This window comes from Xenorhabdus siamensis (assembly GCF_037996745.1).
In the GTDB taxonomy this organism is placed as follows: Bacteria; Pseudomonadota; Gammaproteobacteria; order Enterobacterales; family Enterobacteriaceae; genus Xenorhabdus; species Xenorhabdus indica.
The window spans coordinates 86,311-107,449 of the sequence record NZ_JBBMXE010000011.1; the positions used below are offsets into that span (position 1 = coordinate 86,311).

A 21,139-nucleotide genomic window follows, 5' to 3' on the forward strand; every position below is an offset into this window, starting at 1 on the left:
GTTCCCCTGTTTCTCCTCATCATGATGGCACTCCGTCCACGGTTGCAGAGTTCCGCACATCATAGTCAGTAAGGTCTTTCCCCTGATGCCCAAAATTGAGCATTTCATCCGTAAAAAAACATTTTTTGAGACAGGAACAGTATTGTTGGAAAACAGCGGAAAATTCATTCCGGCTGCATTCCAGTACGTCCCACTGGAGGCGGAGAGAGGAGGTATTGAGTACGGTGGGAATATTGTCCAAGACAACCCCCGGCGTTTGGGAGACGCTATATATGGGTTCGGGGAAATCCGTGCCGTAGGCCAGCAGGCAAGTGTAAACAATAGGGAAATGTAAATCGGGATAATGCGCCGCCATTTCCAGTTCATCAATGGCGTCATGTTGCCGATCGTTATCCAGCTGCGCCTGAACCCGGAGAATAAGCTGTTCTGGGGTTTGGTCAGATTCAGGAAAATGAGTCTCAGAAAAACTGACCCAGCTAAGACGGGTAAATACCCCCGTTGTGGTTTCAGGCACGCCAGCATATCTGTCCCAGGAAACCACCGCGATGGTAATTGGCCCATGTTCCCCCGTTTTTAACCTGTTCCAATTTAAAAGCGTTAAACCGAAAGCCGCCAGCAGGATACTGTCAACAGAAACCCCCAGCTTTTCAGCCCGCTCCTGTATCTGACGGTAATAAGGCAATACCTGCGTCAGTGGTGCGGGGAGTGATGCCTGATGGGCTAATGGCGATAATTCATTAAGCCCCTGCTGCATCTGGGAGAATTTATCCTGCCAATAGTCCCTCGCCGCTACGCAGTCAGAGGAATTCTGTTGATGCTTATAATGCAGGACAACATCCTGAAATGTGATGTTCTGTGCCGGTAATCGATAGGTTTCTGATTTATACCGATTAAACAACTGGCTAAGTATCAGAAAAATACTTTTTCCATCAATCAGAACAAAATCAAAATTGACAAACAGGCGGTTTTTCTGCCCTTCAAGCGTACACACCCGAATGCGATACCCCGGATATTCCCCCGCTGAATAACGTGTCAGCAACATTTCATTGCGTATTTCATGACACCGCTGATGAAATGTTTCTTCTGTCCCGATCACACTGTCCGTCAGGATAGGATCATCAGGCACGTTATCCAGAACGTCCTGATGCAATGAAGCCAAATAACGTGTTCTCAGAACTGGATGATAAGCAACAATATCATTCCAGGCTCGGGTTAACCGGGAGATATCGAGCACATCAATATCAAACTCAAGATGGCAGCAACAGGTTTTTCCGCCCAGTTTTACGGGCATCATTTGCCCCGCATATAAGGCTTTTTGAATGCCCAGCAGGGGAAAAGAGGCGTTATGCGCTTTCTCTTTATCTAAATTCTCTAAACCGTGCCATTGCTGCTCGTCTGAAATAGAGGATTCTGAAATAGGTTGTCTTGAAATAGATTGCTCTGAAATAGACTGTGCCCGGGCAATCAGCTTTTGACGATAAGCGTCAAACAGAGCAACGACAGAACCTTGTTCCAATAACGCATGGGCAACATACCAACGGTAGACCAACCGCCCGTTAACCTCGAAAACATGATGATCCAGCGCCACTTGAGGTGTTGTATTCATCATGTGTTCAACAGACCAGCCCTCCTCGGGATTGGGTTGTTGAAATGCAGCAGAGATTAAATTCGTAAAAACCACGGGCAAGCGTATGCCTGCACGTTTAGCCGGGTTCTGTCGCAACTTTCTGAGTACATTGACCGCCCCCACAAAGCTATGATTGGCATCCCTATCCAGTTGTTGCTGGCAGGCAATGACCCGGGATTGAAACGTGTTTTCCGGTTCCCATTCCGAGACAAAAATATTGCTATTGGCCAGCAATCCAACCAGCCCGTTGATCTGCTGATTGATGGCTAACCGATTGAAGTTAGTCAGATTGAGACTAAAACGCGGTTGTTCCGTAAGCTGATGAAGCACTTCACAAAAAATACTCAGCAACACCGCGCCGGTTGAACAGGACAACATGTCGGCCTGTGTCTTTATGGCTGACCACAATTCGGAATCCAGTTCCGCACTCAAACAATGCACCGTCTGCGGCACAGGATATTGCGCCGGAAGATGTTTCAGATCAGGCCCGGGCAAGATATCGCCTAATTTATCAACCCAATACTCCATGCTCTGTTGAAAATGCTCACCGGTGCGAATCTGTTCAACTAAGGTGAGGTATTTCCTCAAAGAATAGGTTGCCGGCAACCGATAATCAGGATCTTCTGACAGATGACGTAACTGTTCTACCAGCAAAAAGACACTGGCGGCATCGGCAATCACTTCATCCAGTGCAATTTGCACAACGGTATGTTCAGCATCCAATATCAATGCGTTGATGTCGAAATACGGCCAACACGCTAAGTCAAACACCTTACAATTCAGCGTTGCCCGGCTGTTTGTCAGATAATCGGCTTTTTCTGAGTCTGAATATTCCGTTAGGTTAATGACCGGAAAAGAATAATAGGCATAATCTTCCAGCACCTGTTGCTGAAAATCGTTGTTAACCACCGTATGTAGCGCTTCATGATGATCAACTAAATGATTCCAGGCTGACTCAATATGTTTAAGCGGTATGGCTTGTGCAATATGAAGTTCAAAATACAGTGTGCTGCCCACACGTTGACCATACGTCGAGAGCGCCCGTCCAATCACAAATGACTCTTGCAGTTCAGAAAGTGGGAAGGTTTGCGCTGCGTTTTCTTCTGTTGAAGGGAGCAAAAATTCTGCCGCTGCTGACAATTGTTCTTCTGTCAGCCGCTCACTGGTAACCAAATCATCAACCAGCGCTCTCACATTTCGTTGTTCATAAAAAATCGTAAATGGCAGGGATACCCCGAAAACAACCTGCCAAAAATCCAGAAAACGGACGATATGCAGCGATGTCAGATGCAAGGCTGAAAAGGACGTGTTCGCCGACGGGACTTCATGACCGATAATATTTTCCAGTGTCCTGATAACAAATCGTTCGGCTTTTTCCCGAAACTCCATCGTCCGATTGGCAAGAAAAGCAAATCCATCTTCACCGGATAAATGGGCAGTCTGTACGCTGACCGGCAATGACGGTACGGTTTCAATCGCCTTTAATTCGATTTTATGACGTTCAAAGGGGTAAGTTGGCAGGCTTATACGTTCAGGAAGTCGATCCCGATAGAGCCGATACCATTTGATGTTTGCGCCTTTGCGCCAGACATTGAGTAACTCACGCTGGTTATTTTCCACCAGCCAGCCATTAATTTTCTCTTGCCACCCGCGTTCTTCAAACTGATCGATACTGCTGAGTACGATGATGTTTTCATTATTGCACTCACACTGTTTAAGCTGCTGGCATAAATCCTCCAGACTTTGCACCAGAAAACCTGCACGAACCGGCATATCTTCTCTACCGACCTGTAAGGTCAACGCCAAACGCGCCAGCAAAACCTCAGTTTCATGACCACGGTTTTCAGATTGATGGTTCTCAGATTGATAGAGCGATAAAAAGTCATACAGCTGTTTCACACGTTCTTGCAATGCGCTAACGGTTTTTGCCGAAAGAAGAATGGTACAGGGGAGGTTTATCCCGGTTTCTGGCGATTCCGACTGCTTGCTCTCTTCCAGAATAAGGTGGGCATTGGTTCCGCCAGCGCCAAAACAAGAGATGCCGGCGATTCTTGGCATGTTCACCCCTTCCCTGTGGGGCTGTTTCCATTCCATTAACGTTGAATTTATTGAGAAAGGTGTCTGTTCGAAAATAATATCGGGATTCAGCCTTTCACCATAAAGTGTTGGGGCAATTGCCTTATGCTGCATTTGGAGCAGGACTTTAATAACACTGCCCACCCCTGCCGCCGCTTCACAATGACCGAAATTCGGCTTTCCCGATCCCATCAGGCATGCAAGGTCATGGTTATCTGAGCGTTTCTGAAAAACTTTTGTTAATGCACCAACTTCAATCAGATCACCATATCGCGTGCCGGTACTGTGTGCTTCGACGTAACTGATTTCATCTGCGTTAACCTTTGCTTCTGTCATGGCCTGCTCAATCACCACCTGCTGTGCTTTCGGGTCTGGAGCACCAAATCCATTTGATCGTCCATTTTGATTCACCGCGCAGCCCTGAATCACACCATAAATGTGCGCACCCTCATTCAAGGCATCCTCTAACCGTTTTAATACCAGAACACCTATCCCTTCTCCCGGGATATAACCCTGGCTGCCTTCACCAAAACTGTTAAGTTCAGGCGATGAAGACAGCATTTTCCTGCGGCTAAGGGTTAAGTATTTATTGGGATGAAGCGTCAGATTAACGCCGCCGACGACAGCAGCATGAGTACGTCCTTGTTTCAGATCCTGACACGCAAGTTGCATCGCAACCATTGAAGACGTACACATGGCATCCAGCGTCAGGCTTGGCCCGTGAAAATCCATGAAGTAAGAAAGTCGGTTAGCAATACTGGCCTGACTGCCGACTAATCCAACAGGTTGTTCCCGTTCATCGGATGTCACGTCATGCAGTTGATACTCGCTGTACATTGAACCGACATAAACACCAACCGCGTTTATTCCCTCCTTTTCGCTCTTTCCGTCAACAGCCAGTGTCTCAGGTGTGTAGCCGGCATCTTCAATGGCTTTCCACGCTTCCTGCAAGAATAAGCGTTCCTGAGGGTCCATTGCTGCGGCTTCACTTTCAGAGATATCGAAAAACGCAAAATCAAATTCATCAACGCCGTCCAGAAAACCGCCCCACTTGCTGAGGTGAGTACGTTGACTGTCTCCGTGATAATAACGCCGCCAATCCCAACGATTCTGAGGGATCTCGCTAATACAGCGCTTACCTTGTTTCAGGTTGTCCCAAATCTGGTTGGTATTCTCTGACTGCGGGTATTTTGCACTTATTCCGATGATAGCTATATTCAGCCGATGATCAGCGATATTCTGCCCTTGATTAGCAGCGTCAGATTCTTTTTTCTGATCCAAAGAAAAAAGGGATTTATCTGCCTGATGCGTGACCGTTTGAGCCAGATACTGAGCGATATCAGCAATACATTTGTATTCATAAAATAAGGTCTTAGGCAGCGAACCAAATGTTTTTTCCAATACAGCAACCAGTTGTACGGCAATCGCCGAATCAATACCGTATTTATCCAAAGGTTCAGAAGCGCGCAACTGCGTGGGTGATATGCCTAATTCCTTACCTATTAGCGCTTTTAGCTGTCCGATTAGGGTCTCGGGTACTGGCTGATTTTGCGCATGTTCTATCTGCGAAAAGTCTGTTTGCAAAACGTCTGTCTGCACCGCGGCATGAGGTGTGACAGATACCCGCGGTGCCCGGGTTGAAAATCCTTTAATCTCAACACAAACATCACCGTTGTTGTCACAAATGACGATATCCATCTTCCTGATGGACGAGAGTGATACAGACGATGCAGCACCTGTTATCCATGCCCATGCTTCGCCTTTAACCGGCCGAATAACCCGGATTTCATCAACGGCAAAAGGAATCGGTGTGACTGCACCTTGTTTGAGATCTTCTGTTGTCAGTAACCCCAACCAGGCAGCCTGTAGCGCGCCATCCATCATGGCAGGACAAAGCGTGAACGGTATCGCTTGATGGGAAAATTCATAGACAGGGGCGTTATCGGATACAAATGCCAGCTTCGCGAGTACAACGGTGTCTCCGTGACTGTTTTTCCCTATAGTGATTTCCTGAATAGCCCGATGTTTCTCGCCTATCTGAATGCCAAGCAGCTCAAGCACGCTGTAACATTGTTCGGCGATTAACCGACGCTCCTGACAGGAGCGCTGACACTGTTCAATATCCAGAGAGATGCGGTGTTGTAATGACGAGAAACCGATACTGCCGACGGTCAACGAATCAGGATGCCTGTTATTGGCTTCTTCACACGTTTCTGTTCCTAAAGCGATATCAAAACAAAAAGCATTTTCTTCTGTCGGTGACGTCTCAGGTTTAATATTCACCGTCAGCGTCAATGCGGTTTCTGCTTCCGCCTTGATAACCGGTTTCACCCAACCTACGTTGCGTAAACTCAATGGTTTTGTTGCGGCTCTGTCTGACAGCAATAACATGGCTGCATGCCGTACAAACTCAAGATGAACCACCCCCGGAAGCATCATTTGCCCATTGACCACATGTTCACGCAAATAAGGCTCAGCCGCGCTGACCCGGAATTGATAGGATTTCAGCGCATCATTTGATGGTGTAGCCGATTCATCAACGGAAAATGGTGGGTGATGAATAGCACCTAAAAATGCACGAACCGGCAAACCGGATAGGCGAACCGGATATTTATTTTCCCATAAACATGACCAGTCTGGTTCCTCACCCCTTAACCAACGCAGCATCAATTCCGTGGTCATCCCCTCCATCAGGGAGGAAGGTAATACCGACCTTAATGTCTCTTCCTGCCGAGGTTCCTCGACATTCTGAATACTGATATCGCCATTAAGGACACTGTCCAGCTGTGATATCAGCTCAGATAAACGGGATACACCCAAAATGACCCGATATCGCCGTGCCTCACGGGACTGCAACGTGAATGCCAAACGCGCTAAATCAACCTCCCGTTTCTGTAAATCCTGCTCCTGTAAATAGCGTTTTATCTGCACGATATGATCGCGTAACGAGGCTTCCGAGTGCGATGACAGCGGGATTAACACCGGTATCATTGTTTTAATATCAGTGTTTTTTTGCCCGATAAACTCCTTAATCACGACATGAGTGTTATACCCACCTCCGGCAAATGAATTGATGCCGGCAATTCTGGGTAACGTGTCTCCTTCCCGCGTGGTGGATTCCCATTTTTTATGATGATGATTGAGATAAAGCCCGGAACCTTCGATTCCCAAACTGTCATCAATCTCGCTGAGTCCCTGAGTGCCGATAATGGTCTGATGGCGCAATTGCAGCAGAACCTTCACCAGTGCCACCAGACCGGAAACCGCTTCAGTGTGCCCGATAGCGCCTTTTACCGTGGATAAATGAATATGCTGATCGGGCAGAAAAACTTTTTTCAGGGCGGTGATTTCTGTGAAATCCCCTGCTCTGACGCCAGACGCATTACACTCAATCACGGAGAAATCATCTGCCGATACCCCCGCATTCTGCCAGGCTCTGCTGATGGTTTTGGCCTGTTGTTCAACATTGGCTGAGATGAGAGAAAATGTCCTTCCGCTATTATTTGCCGCGCCGCCGGCAATAATGGCATAGATATCATCCCCATCTTGTTGCGCTTTCGACAGCGATTTAACGATCACAGAGACGACCGCTTCTCCCCTGAGTTGCCCCTTGCTTCGCTTGCTGAACAATTCAGATGCCGCCGCCGGCGACAGAATTCCATCCTCACGCGCAATAAAACCGTAAGGATGCAGGAAAAGACTGGTTGCACTGACAATGGCCTGATCGACCTGCCCTGAGCGAATCAAATCACACGCCCCAAGCAATGCTGTCGTGCCTCCCGTGCATTCGGTATTAATAAATTGGGTCGGGCCTTGAATATCAAGAAATCGGGCTATCCTGCCCGATGACATGGCCGGTTCATTACCGGCCCAATAATAGAAGTTTTCTTCTACGTCCTTGTCCCTTAACAGCTTTTCATAGTCATTCGCTAAGGCCGCAACAAACAGCGCGGTACGATCGCCGCTCATGTCCTGGTTAGCATGACCGCTGTCTTCAATACTTTGAGTAATGATTTCAAGCAGCAAACGATGCTGGGGGTCCATGTACTGTGCGACGGCGGGCAGGATCTGGAAATATTGTTCATCAAACCGGAAAATATCATTAATAAACCCGGCGGAACGAATTATCGTTCCCGCAGATAACCACGGGCGATCTTCAGGAAAGGCAGAAAAACCCGATTTGCCTTCAAGCAGGTTTTTCCAGAACTGATCCACAGAATCCGCCTGCGGAAAACGCCCTGCAATTCCAACAATGGCGACTTGCTCATTCTGAACAACGTTGGGTGACGACGGAGTTTTTACCTCTGCATCATGTTTTAGCTGAGATTTTGTCTCTAATGGCAGCCTATTTCCGCGAAAAAGCTGCTTAAGGCGCGTTTCATGCTGCAAAAAATCAATACCCAGAAAAAACAGATAATTTTCAGGATACGTTTGAATTTTCGTAATGCGGTACTCGTCCATTTCAAGCTTTAACACACAAAACATGCCATTCAAGCGGGATAAGACAAAGGGAGACGCTTGAGTTAACTCCATTCGGACAAATAACGTTAAAGCGTTTTTGTCGCGAATAAATAACTCATCAAATAGCGTGACTCCCTCCTTTCCTATCGCCGTCCGTAATGCGTAAATAAAACTTTTCCATTCAGCAATTCCATGACCGGTAGTATCGCCATTATGAAATACCAGCTCCGGGTGTAGCAGGTTGTCAATTTGGCGTAACGAACCCTGACTAAAAACACAATCAACAAGCTGTTTAGCCCGTTCACTCATTCGTACAGACTGTTCATCACAGGCTACATGCAGACCCTCATTTGCTTCGTTAACCAGCACTCGCTGTTGCCAGGCCGGGTAAGACAGACATTCTTCAGAAAGCGGCGTACCAAGCAGAAAAAGAAAGTCCTGCACCTGTTGCCATAATTCAACAATTTTGCCGTCACTGATACGGATTGCGATCTGACAAAAGTTCGAATATTCGCCACCGGAAATCACCTCATCATGCCAGCGATCCGCTTTCCAACGGTGAAAGAGATGCAGAATATCATCCTGAACAATCACGCTTTCCGGGATCAGTTTTAAATTGGCAATGTTCAGCCTGACAGACTGAATAAATGCCTGAAACTCCTGAGCGCTATTTAACTCATTACCCTGCATATGGCACACACAGGTTTGAACAAACAGATTATTAAAAGCGTAAGAAGAAAAGTCATCTTCCCATACCGCTTTCAATCCCAGAACAAACTCCGCGCACGGATGTTGTAATAGCCAAGTCGTTTTATCGGTCATAGAAATGCCATCCATCACATAATCATATGAATAATTGAGGTTTTTCCTGTCTTACTTTGCTGTCTTTTAAGTAAGGCAGTCGTACCTGATGTTCCATTGACTTCAACTGCATGAGCTTCTGGAATATCAAATCCGTTTGTTGTTGACGATCTTCGGGACGGGCATGGGTGGCGATCTGTCTTAGAAAATCGAAGTATTCCTTATCAATGGCGGTATTCTCCTGCCAAAGCTCACGAGCCACTGTTCCGCTGGTTTTTCCCTCTATTTCATCAAGCAGGAAGAAAGACGTGATGCGACTTCTTGCCTGTTCAACCACGCCGCTTAAAAACTTAAGCGCATCCACGGCGCCAATGTTCGACTCCATGAAAACGTCATAAATCGTCTGTGTTTTCGCAAAACCGCGGACATGCGTGGTGTAATAGTCTCCATAGAGTTCCGGGGATTGAATGATTTTTGACGCGATTGAGGACATCAGGGTCGCGATACTTAAATTTGAACCGGAGGTAAACCACGTACTGATTCCACTTCCGCCAACCAGCGCCCAGTTCTTGCCGGTAACTCGTTCATACATGAAATGTTGGGTCGGGAGACTGACGATTTCCCGGCGGCAGGTGAAATGTGCTGAGTAATCTAATCCCCGTCTCTGGTAGGCTTTTGTCAGCAAAGCAATAATTTCTTCCGCCGTGCGATCTCTCACATCTTCAGGCAACATGCTGATACCAACGGAAACATAATCGCCCAGCGGTATCAGCCAGGAAACGCCTTTTAGCTGATCAAACTCTTCATCTGCACTCAGCAATGAGGTCGCGTGCATCCAGGGAAGTTCATTGGAATCACAAAGCTTGCTGCCCGCTTTTTGATAATAATGGGTAAAAATCACTTGCCGGCGGCTGTCCAGCTCGGTATAGGGAATCCCGATTTTGCGCCCTAATAAACGGATGTAGTTGGTGCAATCCCACACATAAGAAGGTTGAATAATTTGTCCATCTGACAGATGAAGTAATGAAACTTTGTCGCTGTCCTCAGAATATTCAATATGTTCGACTAAAGCTTCAACCCAGATGCACTCAGGGGCGGCAATAACTTCCTCATACAGCGCCTTATCAAATCCGAGCCTGTCGATATGAATAAAATACTCAGGAATATCTTCTTCCATAAAAAGCGAAGCCAGCGATTCGAAAAAATGGAACCGCAGCCCGGCAACTAATTCCCCCATAAAAAATGGCGTGAACTCTTTGGGGTAGAAATGGCGGGACAGATTTTTAAAACGGCGGGCAAATTCAATGCTCACCACTTCCGTCATTGATTCACCCAGTTTTGGCATATCACCGATTTCCGGCTTACCAACGATAATATGCGGGATCTTCTCCTGAATAAGCTGATAGCTGATGAGCATACCTGCAATGCCACCCCCCATAATCACCGGGAGGTTTTGTTCTATACCTCGGGTCATTCCCGCCATATAGGTGGGGTCGTCCGTATTTTTGGAGCAACAGGTTTTCTGACAGGTGTTCTCATTCCCTTGAGAAACACACGCCTTTCCCGCAGTTAATGTTTCCTCTGTTAATGTGGGTGAGGATAAAGCGGTCAAAAACCGCTTCGCTGCTGATGTCTGATAGATCATGAGATAATCAGCAAATTTATCCAGCGTGGTGAACTCAAATAACACACCGGGATGTATTTCTTCATCCAGAACACCGGAAATCTTATCCGTAAAGATAACCAGCGATTTGGAATCAAATCCCAGATCCTGAATATGTGCCTCAGTGCTGATATCACCGTTCTGCTGCAATATTTCTTTCGCTATGGTTTTCAGTGATTCCAATAACTTATTTTTTTCATTGACTTCATTCATCTCTTTACTTCCTTTTTCAATTCCGTACGTTGTGCCGTTATCTTGGATAACGGCGTCAATTTGCGTGTTTATGGTTCTAAAAAATGATGCTAAAAATGGGTTCATCAAAGGAACCAATATCGCTGTTCATCAAACGGGTAACCGGGAATATCAACGTAGACCCCGTGACCCTGAGCAAAAAACCGCCAGTCTATACAGGCACCTGCGACCCAATCGTCCGCCAGTTGTTTCAACACGGGTAATGTGGTGGAAAATGAAACCTGTTTTTTGTCAGAGCGGCTTTTTGGAGCAACGATGCCCGTCGCAACCGCACCCGCTGGTGGTGTTCCGTTTTCTCCTGCGATAATCCATTCCAACGTCGCGATGAGTTTTTCTAAATCATTGACAATGATTGCCGTGCGGAATGGCATATCCCCACGACCGGTTTGGGCGCTGTAAGCCAGATTCCTTAATGTCATGGCGTTATCATGGCGGGCTGATTTTTCCTGACGCACATAATCCAGCCACTGATTCAGATACGCCTTTAAGGTTTTCTCGGATTTTGCCGAGATAGGAATGAGAACGTGTTCTTTCCTTTGGGAAAGCACCGGCACCGCGGGTTGTTCAGGAGCTTCCAAAATGACATGCGCATTGACCCCCGTGATCCCAATCGAGTTCAATCCGGCTCGTCTTGGCTGTGTTTTGTCTGAACTGGCTTGCTGCCACAGAACCGGCTCACACGGAAAGAACAAGGGTGTGTTCTCAATAAAAATCGAAGGGTGTAATTGAGAGAAAGAAGCAATCGGTGGAATGACCCCATGCTTCATGGCCAAAATCACTTTAATCAGGGAGGCCATGCCAGAAGCGGCTTCCAGATGACCGATGTTGCCTTTCACTGCGCTGACGGTACAACGATGTGAAACGGCCTGATTTTCTGAAAAAACCTTTTTAAAAGCCGCAACTTCACTGACATCATTAAATTGAGTTGCAGAGCCGTGAGCTTCAATGTAGTCAACGGAACAAGGATCGAGCCCCACGGATTGGTAGGCCTTTCTGATATTTTCTTCCTGTTTCTCAACACTCGGTGCCATCGACGAGAAGGCACTCCGGCCATTATGAGAAACCCCGACACCCCGGATGATGGCGCGGACAGGATCATGTGCCAGACGCGCTTGTTCCAGAGGCTTAATCATGACGGCGCCTACGCCTTCCCCCCGGATATAGCCATCTGCCGTGTAGTCAAAAGGCGCCATTTTTCCTGACTGGCTGAGAATGCCGCCCTGATCCCGGATATAAAACTCCATAAAATCAAGGATGACTTTAACTCCCGCGACAATTGCCACGTCGCAATCACCCTGTAGAATCGCCTGTCGGGCTTTTTGCAGCGCGACAAACACACTGGCACAGGCGTTATCCACCACTTCACTCGGGCCGGTAAAATTGAAGAAATAGGAGATCTGATTCACCATCATGCCCAGACTGAGACCCGCCTGTAATCCACCACTTTTTCCGGTGTTGTTGATCAGAGAATGGTCTTTAATCAGTGACTTGTAGTCAGTGGAATCAACAGCAACAAATAACCCGACTTTACGCTGTGTGAGGTCTTCTAGGTCATAACCCGCGTGTTCAACACATCGCCAGATACACTGCATAAGCAGACGTTGCTGCGGATCTATCTGTTTTGCCGTTTCTGCATCAATTCCCCAGAATTCAGCATCAAATTGATCGATATCCTGTAAAAAACCGGATGACTGCATGCGTTTTACCGCTTCTTCCTTATCGGAAGGGGTGAGAATGTGGCGTTGTTGCCACTCTTCCTGCGTGATCCCTTGAATAGAAATGGCTTTTTGGACAATGTTCTGCCAATACGCTTCCGCATTTTTAGCCCCCGGAAACGTACAGTCATAACCCACAATGGCAAAAGAGGGCACGGTGACAAGGGCTGGAGGCATTGCTGCTAACAGTGGCATGTCGGAAGATGACGTGTCAGAGGGCAAAATGTCAGACGTGGCTGAAAGGGTCGGTTCTGGCAACAGCTGTATCAAGTGTTCTGCCACACGGTTTAATGTGTTGAACTCTAAAAAGCTCGCCTGTGACAGCGTGACCTCAAAGCGGGAATTAATATATTCAGCCAGCTCAAGTAGCCCGACAGAGTCCATGCCATAATCACCAAACTGCCGGTGAATATCGATGGCCTCGCTACGCATACCCAATAGTTCGGATAATTTGCCGGCAGTAATATCGGCAACAATATCCGCAATAGTATCTGCCGAGTTATCTGACTCACTTTTATCTGATGCATTCGGGCTGGCAGAATCCATACCCTCATCACCAAACCCGATATCCAAATCTTCGTTATCTGATGCGGACAGCGGTGTAACAGGAGAAGAACCATCAGAGAATCTCAGGTAATTGCCAATCTTTTGAGCATCGCCCTTCATCACACCAAACTGAGAGAACGGTGAACGAAGCGCGATTTCCAGTGTTTCCAGCGCGGTTTGTGTATCCAGAGGGACGATACCAAAGGTATCAAACATGTGTTTTTCTACTCGCGGCGTCACGTTCATGCCGCCTTCCTGCCAAAGAGGCCAGTTAATTGACAGACTTTTCCCGCTTCTTTTTTTCCGCTGAACTAAATCTTCACGATACTCAGCAAACGTATCCAGAAAGGCGTTTGCCGCTGCATAGTCTATCTGGCCGATATTTCCCAGAGAGGCGAGTGAAGAGAACATGACAAAAAATGCCAGCGGTTCGTGTTGGGTCACTTCATCCAGCAGACAGGCCGCCGATACCTTAGTGGCGATTACTCGGTCAATCTCTTCCTCTGTTTTATTGATAATCAGAGCATCATGGATAACACCGGCACAATGAATAACACCATGCAGAGCACCAAAACGTTGGCGAATAAGCAGGATGGTTTTTTCCAGTGCTGCGCGGTTATTCACATCGCATGGCACATATTCGGCTTTTATTCCGCGTTTTCTTAGCGCATTCAGTTGCGCTGCTTTATCGGCATCGAGGACGAAACGCCCCGATAACACCAGCTGTGCGCCCGTTTTTGTACCGATATATTGCGCAATCTGGTATCCCAATCCACCCAGACCACCCGTAATCCAAATCGTCCGGCATGCATGATTAAACAAAGACGGGAGATGCATTAAGGCGGTCGGTTCTACCGCTTTTTGACGCCAGACAAAGCGCTGCCCTGTTTCCTGATAGCACACCGCTGAAGAAAGTTGATTTGACGAAAATTGATCTGAAGAAAGAAGTTCTTTTTCCACATGTCGGCAGAAGGTTTCACCGTCTGCATTGTCCAGTGCGGCATCCAAAATAAGTTTCGTCTGTACCGCAGGAAACTCCATGCTGAGGGTTCTGAGTGCCCCCAATAAAGCGCGATAAGGCAATCCGTTATCTTCCCACGGGGCGAAAACCTCGATGCATTCCGGTAATACCTGACCAGCGCGAATGCGCTGCTGACAATAATCCACTAATCGTAAAACAAGGTCAGATAAAGAGACTGAATATTGCCTATTGGGATGCAGATCAGGCTCTGCGCGAAGATAATAGATATTTTCCACACCCGCTAACGAAGTCAGCTCTGTCAGTGAGGTTTCATTGACGTTCCCAATCACAAATAAGTCGGTGCGCTTGGGCTTCATTGCATACGCCGTATTCTGACGGATATCGCATCGTTCCCAACCCGATGTATAAAACACCGTTGAGGTCATTTCTTCCGTTGAACTAGTTTCTACCACTGAGGCAGGAAAAACCGCTGCCTCAGTTTCCGATTCCGGTATCCAGTATCTTTCCCGGGCAAAAGGATAAGTCGGTAAACTTAAGCGATTTGTCCGTACAGGAAGGGATTGGTAATACCCCTGCCAATCAATGTGATGCCCCTGAGTCCAGGCGCTGGCGATCTGTTTTAATTGCTCATATTCCGCTTCATGCTGATCTTTCCCGGCATAAACGGGCGTCATTAACTGTTTTGTGGATTTAGATTTTTCTACTCGTCCCATCCAGAAAGGTGTTGAGGGTAAACAGGACAGGGAAAATGCTTTTAAGCTATCAATCAGGGCAGAAAGGGAATCGACCATAAAGGTGACTCTCTCTTCCATTTCTTCCCGCCCTGTCTGCAAGGTATAGGCAAGGCTATGCAGATATTCTGCTTTGGATGTTTCTGAGCACCATTTCGCCTGCTCTCTAAGGTACTGTGATAAGGTTTGCGCCAATTCACGATGCTGTTCGTGATTTTTTGCCGATAGAGGGATAACCGCCCATTTTGGCCAGTCGGTATTCTTGATGGAATTTAAGTCGTTAGCCGGAATGTATTCCTGCACAACCAAGTGAGCATTGGTTCCTCCGGCACCGAATGATGAAATTCCTGCCGTTCTGGGGTGCTCTTGGGCTATCTCACCCAACAGCGGCCTTTTCCAATCTGCAAGTTCACGCTGCACATAAAATGGCGAGGCGTCAAAATCGATATTGGGATTTAATTCACGGCTGTGTAAAGAAGGTACTAATTGACGGTGCTTGATTTGCATGAGCACTTTGGCGACGCCCGCAATACCCGCCGCACTTTCACAGTGACCCATATTGGATTTTACGGAGCCGATGGCACAGAATGCGTTCTCCTGTGGGTCATTATCTTGTCTATCGTTCCTTTGTAAAAATGGCTGAAATGCCCGATTGAGACCAGCTATTTCAATAGGATCCCCCAGTGAAGTCCCGGTTCCATGCGCTTCAATATAGCTAATGGCACGCGGATGCACCCCGGAAGACTGGATGGCCTGAGAAATCACGTCGGCTTGTGCGATAGGATTAGGGACAGTGTAACCGTTGGTTTTACCCCCGTGATTAACGGCGATACCTTTGATAACGCCATAAATGTGGTCACCATCTTCAATCGCCTTCGTCAACGGTTTCAATAAAACCGCACCCACGCCTTCTGACGGAACATACCCGGTTCCTCCCTCGCCAAAACTCTGGCATCGTCCCTCATCAGACAAAAACTTAGACTGTCCCAGAATTAAATATTTATTAGGATGAATAGAAACATTGACGCCTCCCGCCAAAGCCATCTCAATATCACCCTGTCTGAGTGCCTGACAGGCAAGATAAATTGACGTCAGTGAGGAAGAACACATGGTATCGACCGCAAGACTGGGACCATTGATATTAAAGAAATGCGATACCCGATTGGCTATTGAGCCAAAACTGCCTGTCACGATAGACTGCTCAAGCACATTCCCTTTTGCCAATTCCTCTATGCTATAAAACTCGTATTCTCCATACATGACCCCCACATATACGCCCATCTTTTTGGGTAGCCGTGTCCAGTCACGGGAACCTAATGTTCTGTGGCTGTATCCCGCATCCTCAATGGTGTCATAGGCGCATTGTAAAAATAGCCGTTCCTGCGGACTCATTACACGAGCATCGCGGGGAGACAGGTTAAAAAACAGCGGATCAAATTCATCAACACCCTCAATAAAACCGCCCCATTTACCATAGGTTTTGCCTCGTTTGGTTTTATCCATGTCGAAATAGCGTGAATGATCCCAGCGTTCAGAAGGGATCTCGGTAGTGCAATCTTGCCCTTCTCTCAGGAGCTGCCAGAAATCACGCATGTTTCTTGCCTGAGGAAAACGTCCGGCCAAACCAACAATGGCAATGTCATCTGACTCGGTTGTGGTATCCGTCACCTTGCCTGTCTGAGAAACAGCAAGGTCTTCTGTTCTGCTGGTAACCGGCTGCACTGGCAGGCGGGAGCCCGCTGCCGTTGATGTTGGCTGCATGTTTTGTGGAATGTTTTGCGACCGCTCCAGTAAAACAGGGTGATGATGCTTAACAAAATAAGCCGCCAGTTCCCAAATGGTGAGATATTCAAAAAACAGGGTCTTTGGAAGGACACCGAAATTCTGTTCCAGTGCTTCCGTCATCTCGATGGATAAAATGGAATCTATTCCATATTTCTCCATACCAGTGTCTTCATCAATTTCGGCTAAGGGAAGGCTTACCGCCTTGCTCACAACTCGCTTAATCAAATCCACCGCGGTAGATTTGAGATCCGATGATGCCTGAGACTGACTGGCCTGAGTGACGAATGAATTGGCGTTATTTTCTGCATTCGACGGGAAGTTGGGTTCATAATAGGGACGAATGCCCAACATTTCCGCTCTGAAACGCTCTATCACGCCCCCTTCCATCAGCATCAATTCACCACTGAATTTCTCATGCAGTGCCTGATACAAAGACTGAAGCGTCATATGGCGAATAAATTCCTCCTCATTTGCTCCGTCAGATTGAGGCAGGATCAATGACAGTGTTTGTTTTTGAGACTGTGCTGATTCAGGATTCTGTTGGCGGTGACGAACAAAGTGATTGACTGCGGCACAATAGGCAGAAAACAGAGGATGTTCAGCACAGCCTAATACGCCATCCCGGTAAGTCAGTACCGTGAAGAAATCAAGCAATGCATCCTGAGTCGCGTTTTCCAGCAGCGACAGTCCCTGATAACGTTCAAGTATTGAACTTAAGGTTTGGTTCTCTGCATGCTGAGAACGTTGACCCAAACAGAAAAATACGCCCCGCAGTGCACCAAAATTTTGCTCAATTCGGCTAACAAGCGCCGCTAATGTGGCTGCCTCAAGACAAATAACGCCGTCATTAATCGTGGTCGTCTTTGAGGCTATTGTGATTTGGTATTGGTTCTTTTCAGCTTCACTCAAACCTGTTTCACTTAAAACAAGAGCAATGGCTGAATCGGTATGCGTTGTAATATCTCTGGCAATCACGCGCCCCATACTGCCGTCTTCATCAACAATTAAGTAAACCGACTTTTCTTTCCACGGCGGTGTTAACTTTTCAGGAGAACCGTTTTCAGGTGCCCAGTGAGTCCAATGCGGGACCCAGCGTTCCTCCGATTGCCACAGGACGGTGTCATATTTTATCTGTGAAGTTTCCGCTGACAGTTTCTCAGCCAGTCTCTCTTTATCATCACCATCACAATAAATCGTCTGGCTAAGCAGATTGGCATTGTCCTGATAGGCTGTTTTTAATAGCGCGGTCACAATGGCATATTCAGGAAGGGCTTCCGGCAAGACCAACTGAATAAGCACGGGTTCTGCAGGGGAATGATGAATAATCTCATCAATTTTTTTACAGAGTGTGATGACATTTTGTTGTCTTTTTAACTGTGCTTCGTCATGGCAGGGTTTTGGATCACAAATAAGTTTTGGCAATACAATATATTCACAGGTGTCGGTATTTGACATAACCGGCTCAGATTGAAGATTCTCTAATTCACACAGGAACACGATGCGTTTGATGAAAGCACGTAACGCAGTATTAGAAGGCAACGTCTGGCTTTTCCATTGGGGCTGTAATAAATAAGGTTCAGCCTCTGCCGGTGGTGCAGACTGCGCACCCAATCCCCGACAACTGAAACCTTTAAACCGGATACACACCTTGCCGTTAATATCACAACAATCGACATCAACTTTCGGGAAAGGATCCGAGGCGCTGCTGTCCGCACTATAACTGATCCACGCCCAGTGTAATTGGGACTCTTCATCATGAAATTCGATTTCATCAAGTGCAAAAGGGATTAAACATTTGGGTGGAATGGGTCGATTGAGATCACCAAAACGCATTAAAAGCCCGACGGATGAAAGAAGAGCACCATCCATTAAACAAGGATGCAAAACAAACTGCTCTCTGGTTGGCGCCAGAGATTCAGGCAGCGACAGTTTTGCCAGGACGTGGTCCATTCCCACATAAAGCTCCTCAATACCCTGATAGTCTGGAGCCATGTACAAGCCCAGCGCGTAATACATGTCATAGTATTGTTTAGGAGAATAGGCGTTTTGCAGATACCGGGATTTCAGGCTGTCGATATCATAGACTGGGGCCGGTGTAAGTGCTTTTCGTGTCGCGACGCCGGTGTTATGGATCGTCTCTTCTTCTGCACGGCTGTATAACTGATAGCCTGCTTCGCCATTGCCATGATTGATAAAACGAATATGTACCCGCTGAGGTTCATCAATGACACCGATAATCTGCGCCCAAACGACATTTTTCAGCGTCAGCCCGGTTTTTTCCTGCTCTGCTAACGAGGAATTTGGTGTTGAGCCGAAAGAGTGATGTGCAGCCACGCGGGCCAGCTCTAAATGCCCGACTCCCGGCAGCACGCGAATACCGTGAATCACATGCCCCTTCAGGCAAAATTCCTCACCGGAAAATGTGGTGCTAAAACGTTGTTCCGCAAAATCAGAGGTATTTTGGTGGACAAACGGATGGATAAATTGGCTGGCCCCTTTCTGAGACGATATTTCCTGTGGCGATAGCCTGCTGACTTCACCTTCAGGCACCCAATAACGCGCTTTGGCAAGCGGATAGGTAGGTAAAGGAATACGCCGCCATTCCGCACCGCCCCAATACCGCGTCCAGTCAATATCAACACCGGCAACCCAACATTTCGCGACGGTTTCTAATGACTCGGTCGGAAACCCATTATTTGCTGCTACGTCAAATTCAGCGTGTTGAGCCGTTAATGCCTCTGCCCGTGCATTTTGTCCCAGATAAATTGTTGGATATTGTTTTTCTGGGTATTGTTTTTCTGGAGATGCAATAAACGCGTCTAATACACACCGGAGTTGTTCTATTGACGAAACCAGCGTGGCCCAACGATGCGTAAACGCTTCTCGTCCTGTGCTGAGTGTCCAGGCAAGTTCATGCAGATTGAAGTTCTCGGTAAAATCCGGCTTACTGACCGTTTTACATAGGTTGGCTGCCTGTTGGTAAAGCTGCGCATCACTTTTTGCAGACAGACAAACCAATACCGGCTTTTCTGTTACTGTTTCTGTCAAAGGGCTTATTTTGGCGGCAGGCGGGTTATCGGGTTCCCGCAGGACGATGGCCGCATTGACGTTACTGAACCCATAACTGCTGAAAAATATATGCCGGGGTGTTCCTTCCTGAGATTGCGGCCAGTCAACTGTCTCTGTCAGGAACCGAATTCCCTGAGTATCGGCTGGAACATCGGCATTTAATTCCGCTTTATCCAGCCCGCGAATCAGGGGGATCTGGTTATACCTGAATGCCATAAGCCCCTTGATGATGGCGTAAAACCCGGAGCTGGCATGGTTATGGCCAATATTGGGTTTGACCGTACTCACATAGCAGGGTGCAGCATTCTGTGAGCGGGCGAAAACATCCACTAAAGCATTCGCTTCAATCGCATCTCCCATTTGAGACGCAACACCGTGCGCTTCGACATAGTGAATTTGCTCAGGTAAAAGGTTCGCTCGTTTTAATACGGTCTGGAACAGGTTGATTTGTTGTTCTTTATTGGGTTGGGCAAAGGAATTGGTTTTACCGCCCGAATTATGGCCGCTGGCCTGCACTATACCATAAACATGGTGGCGTTGGTTGACTTCATCGCTGTTTCTTTGCAACAGTAAAGCCGCACACCCTTCTGAGGTTCGGTATCCTGAAGCCTTTTCAGAAAAACTGTGGATATCCTCTCCGCTGGTTTCAAACGGCGTCGCCGTGGTTTCTCCCGCTTTCCAGGGAGTTAAAAACAGCGAAACGCCCCCGACAATAGCGTAGTCACAATCGCCATCTTCCAGTGCCTGACATGCCATATCCAAAGCGACAAAAGCGCTTGAACAGGTTGTATCAACCACAATGGATGGGCCATTGAAGTTAAAAAAGAAAGAGACCCGGTTTGCCAGAAAACAGGGATCGTTCCCCGGCACAATAAACTCCTGACTTTCCTTATGTTCATCTGGAATTCTGTCAACATAAGAATTTAAATACCAGCCATCTTGAGCAACAAATACCCCCACTTTCTTGCCTGCCAGCGTTGATGCGGCTAACCCGGCATCTTCAAGAAGTTGCCAGCAGGTTTGTAGAAACAATCTCTGCCGTGGGTCTGCAAACATAATGGCAGAACCCGATAGAGGAAAAATATGTCTGTCGAAGCTATCAATATCTTCAAGAAACATACCGCGTATCTTTTCCCTAAGCCCCCATTTAACCGGCGTTTGGCGATTATTAAGTTGATAGCGTTCTTCGTTTATAACACCCATCAAAGAGCCGCCTTCAACCAACGTCTGCCAATAATGAGACAATGACAAACCTCCACTGAATTGTGCAGCTACGCCGATGATAGAATATTCCATCAATAACACTCCTCTTTGTATTCTGGCAAACAATAAAAAATCTTTTCTTTTAAACGAAATGTCTTTTAAACGAATAAATCCAGCCCATTCGCACAAAGTAAAAATATAAACCTCTGTGCAAATAAGCGTTTTAAG

Annotated in this window: 3 protein-coding genes; all 3 read right to left on the bottom strand. The window is 47.2% G+C overall.

The window, feature by feature from the left end:
- Positions 1–19: 19 nt before the first annotated feature.
- The gene (locus tag AAC852_RS12125; RefSeq protein ID WP_340621267.1) at positions 20–8,986 is read right to left on the bottom strand and encodes a beta-ketoacyl synthase N-terminal-like domain-containing protein; all 8,967 of its coding nucleotides are present in this window, start codon (positions 8,984–8,986) and stop codon (positions 20–22) included.
- Between the two features lie 22 nt (positions 8,987–9,008).
- A complete protein-coding gene (locus AAC852_RS12130; protein ID WP_340621268.1) occupies positions 9,009–10,841 on the bottom strand; it encodes a phosphopantetheine-binding protein in 1,833 nt (610 codons plus the stop codon).
- 104 nt (positions 10,842–10,945) lie between these two features.
- Entirely contained in the window at positions 10,946–21,004 is a 10,059-nt protein-coding gene (locus tag AAC852_RS12135; RefSeq protein ID WP_340621269.1) for an SDR family NAD(P)-dependent oxidoreductase, read from the bottom strand.
- Positions 21,005–21,139: the final 135 nt, after the last annotated feature.

Bases quoted from the DNA above. Each gene is read 5' to 3' on its own strand.
- AAC852_RS12130 (WP_340621268.1), bottom strand. From the start codon at position 10,841: ATGAATGAAGTCAATGAAAAAAATAAGTTATTGGAATCACTGAAAACC.
- AAC852_RS12125 (WP_340621267.1), bottom strand. From the start codon at position 8,986: ATGACCGATAAAACGACTTGGCTATTACAACATCCGTGCGCGGAGTTT.
- AAC852_RS12135 (WP_340621269.1), bottom strand. From the start codon at position 21,004: ATGGAATATTCTATCATCGGCGTAGCTGCACAATTCAGTGGAGGTTTG.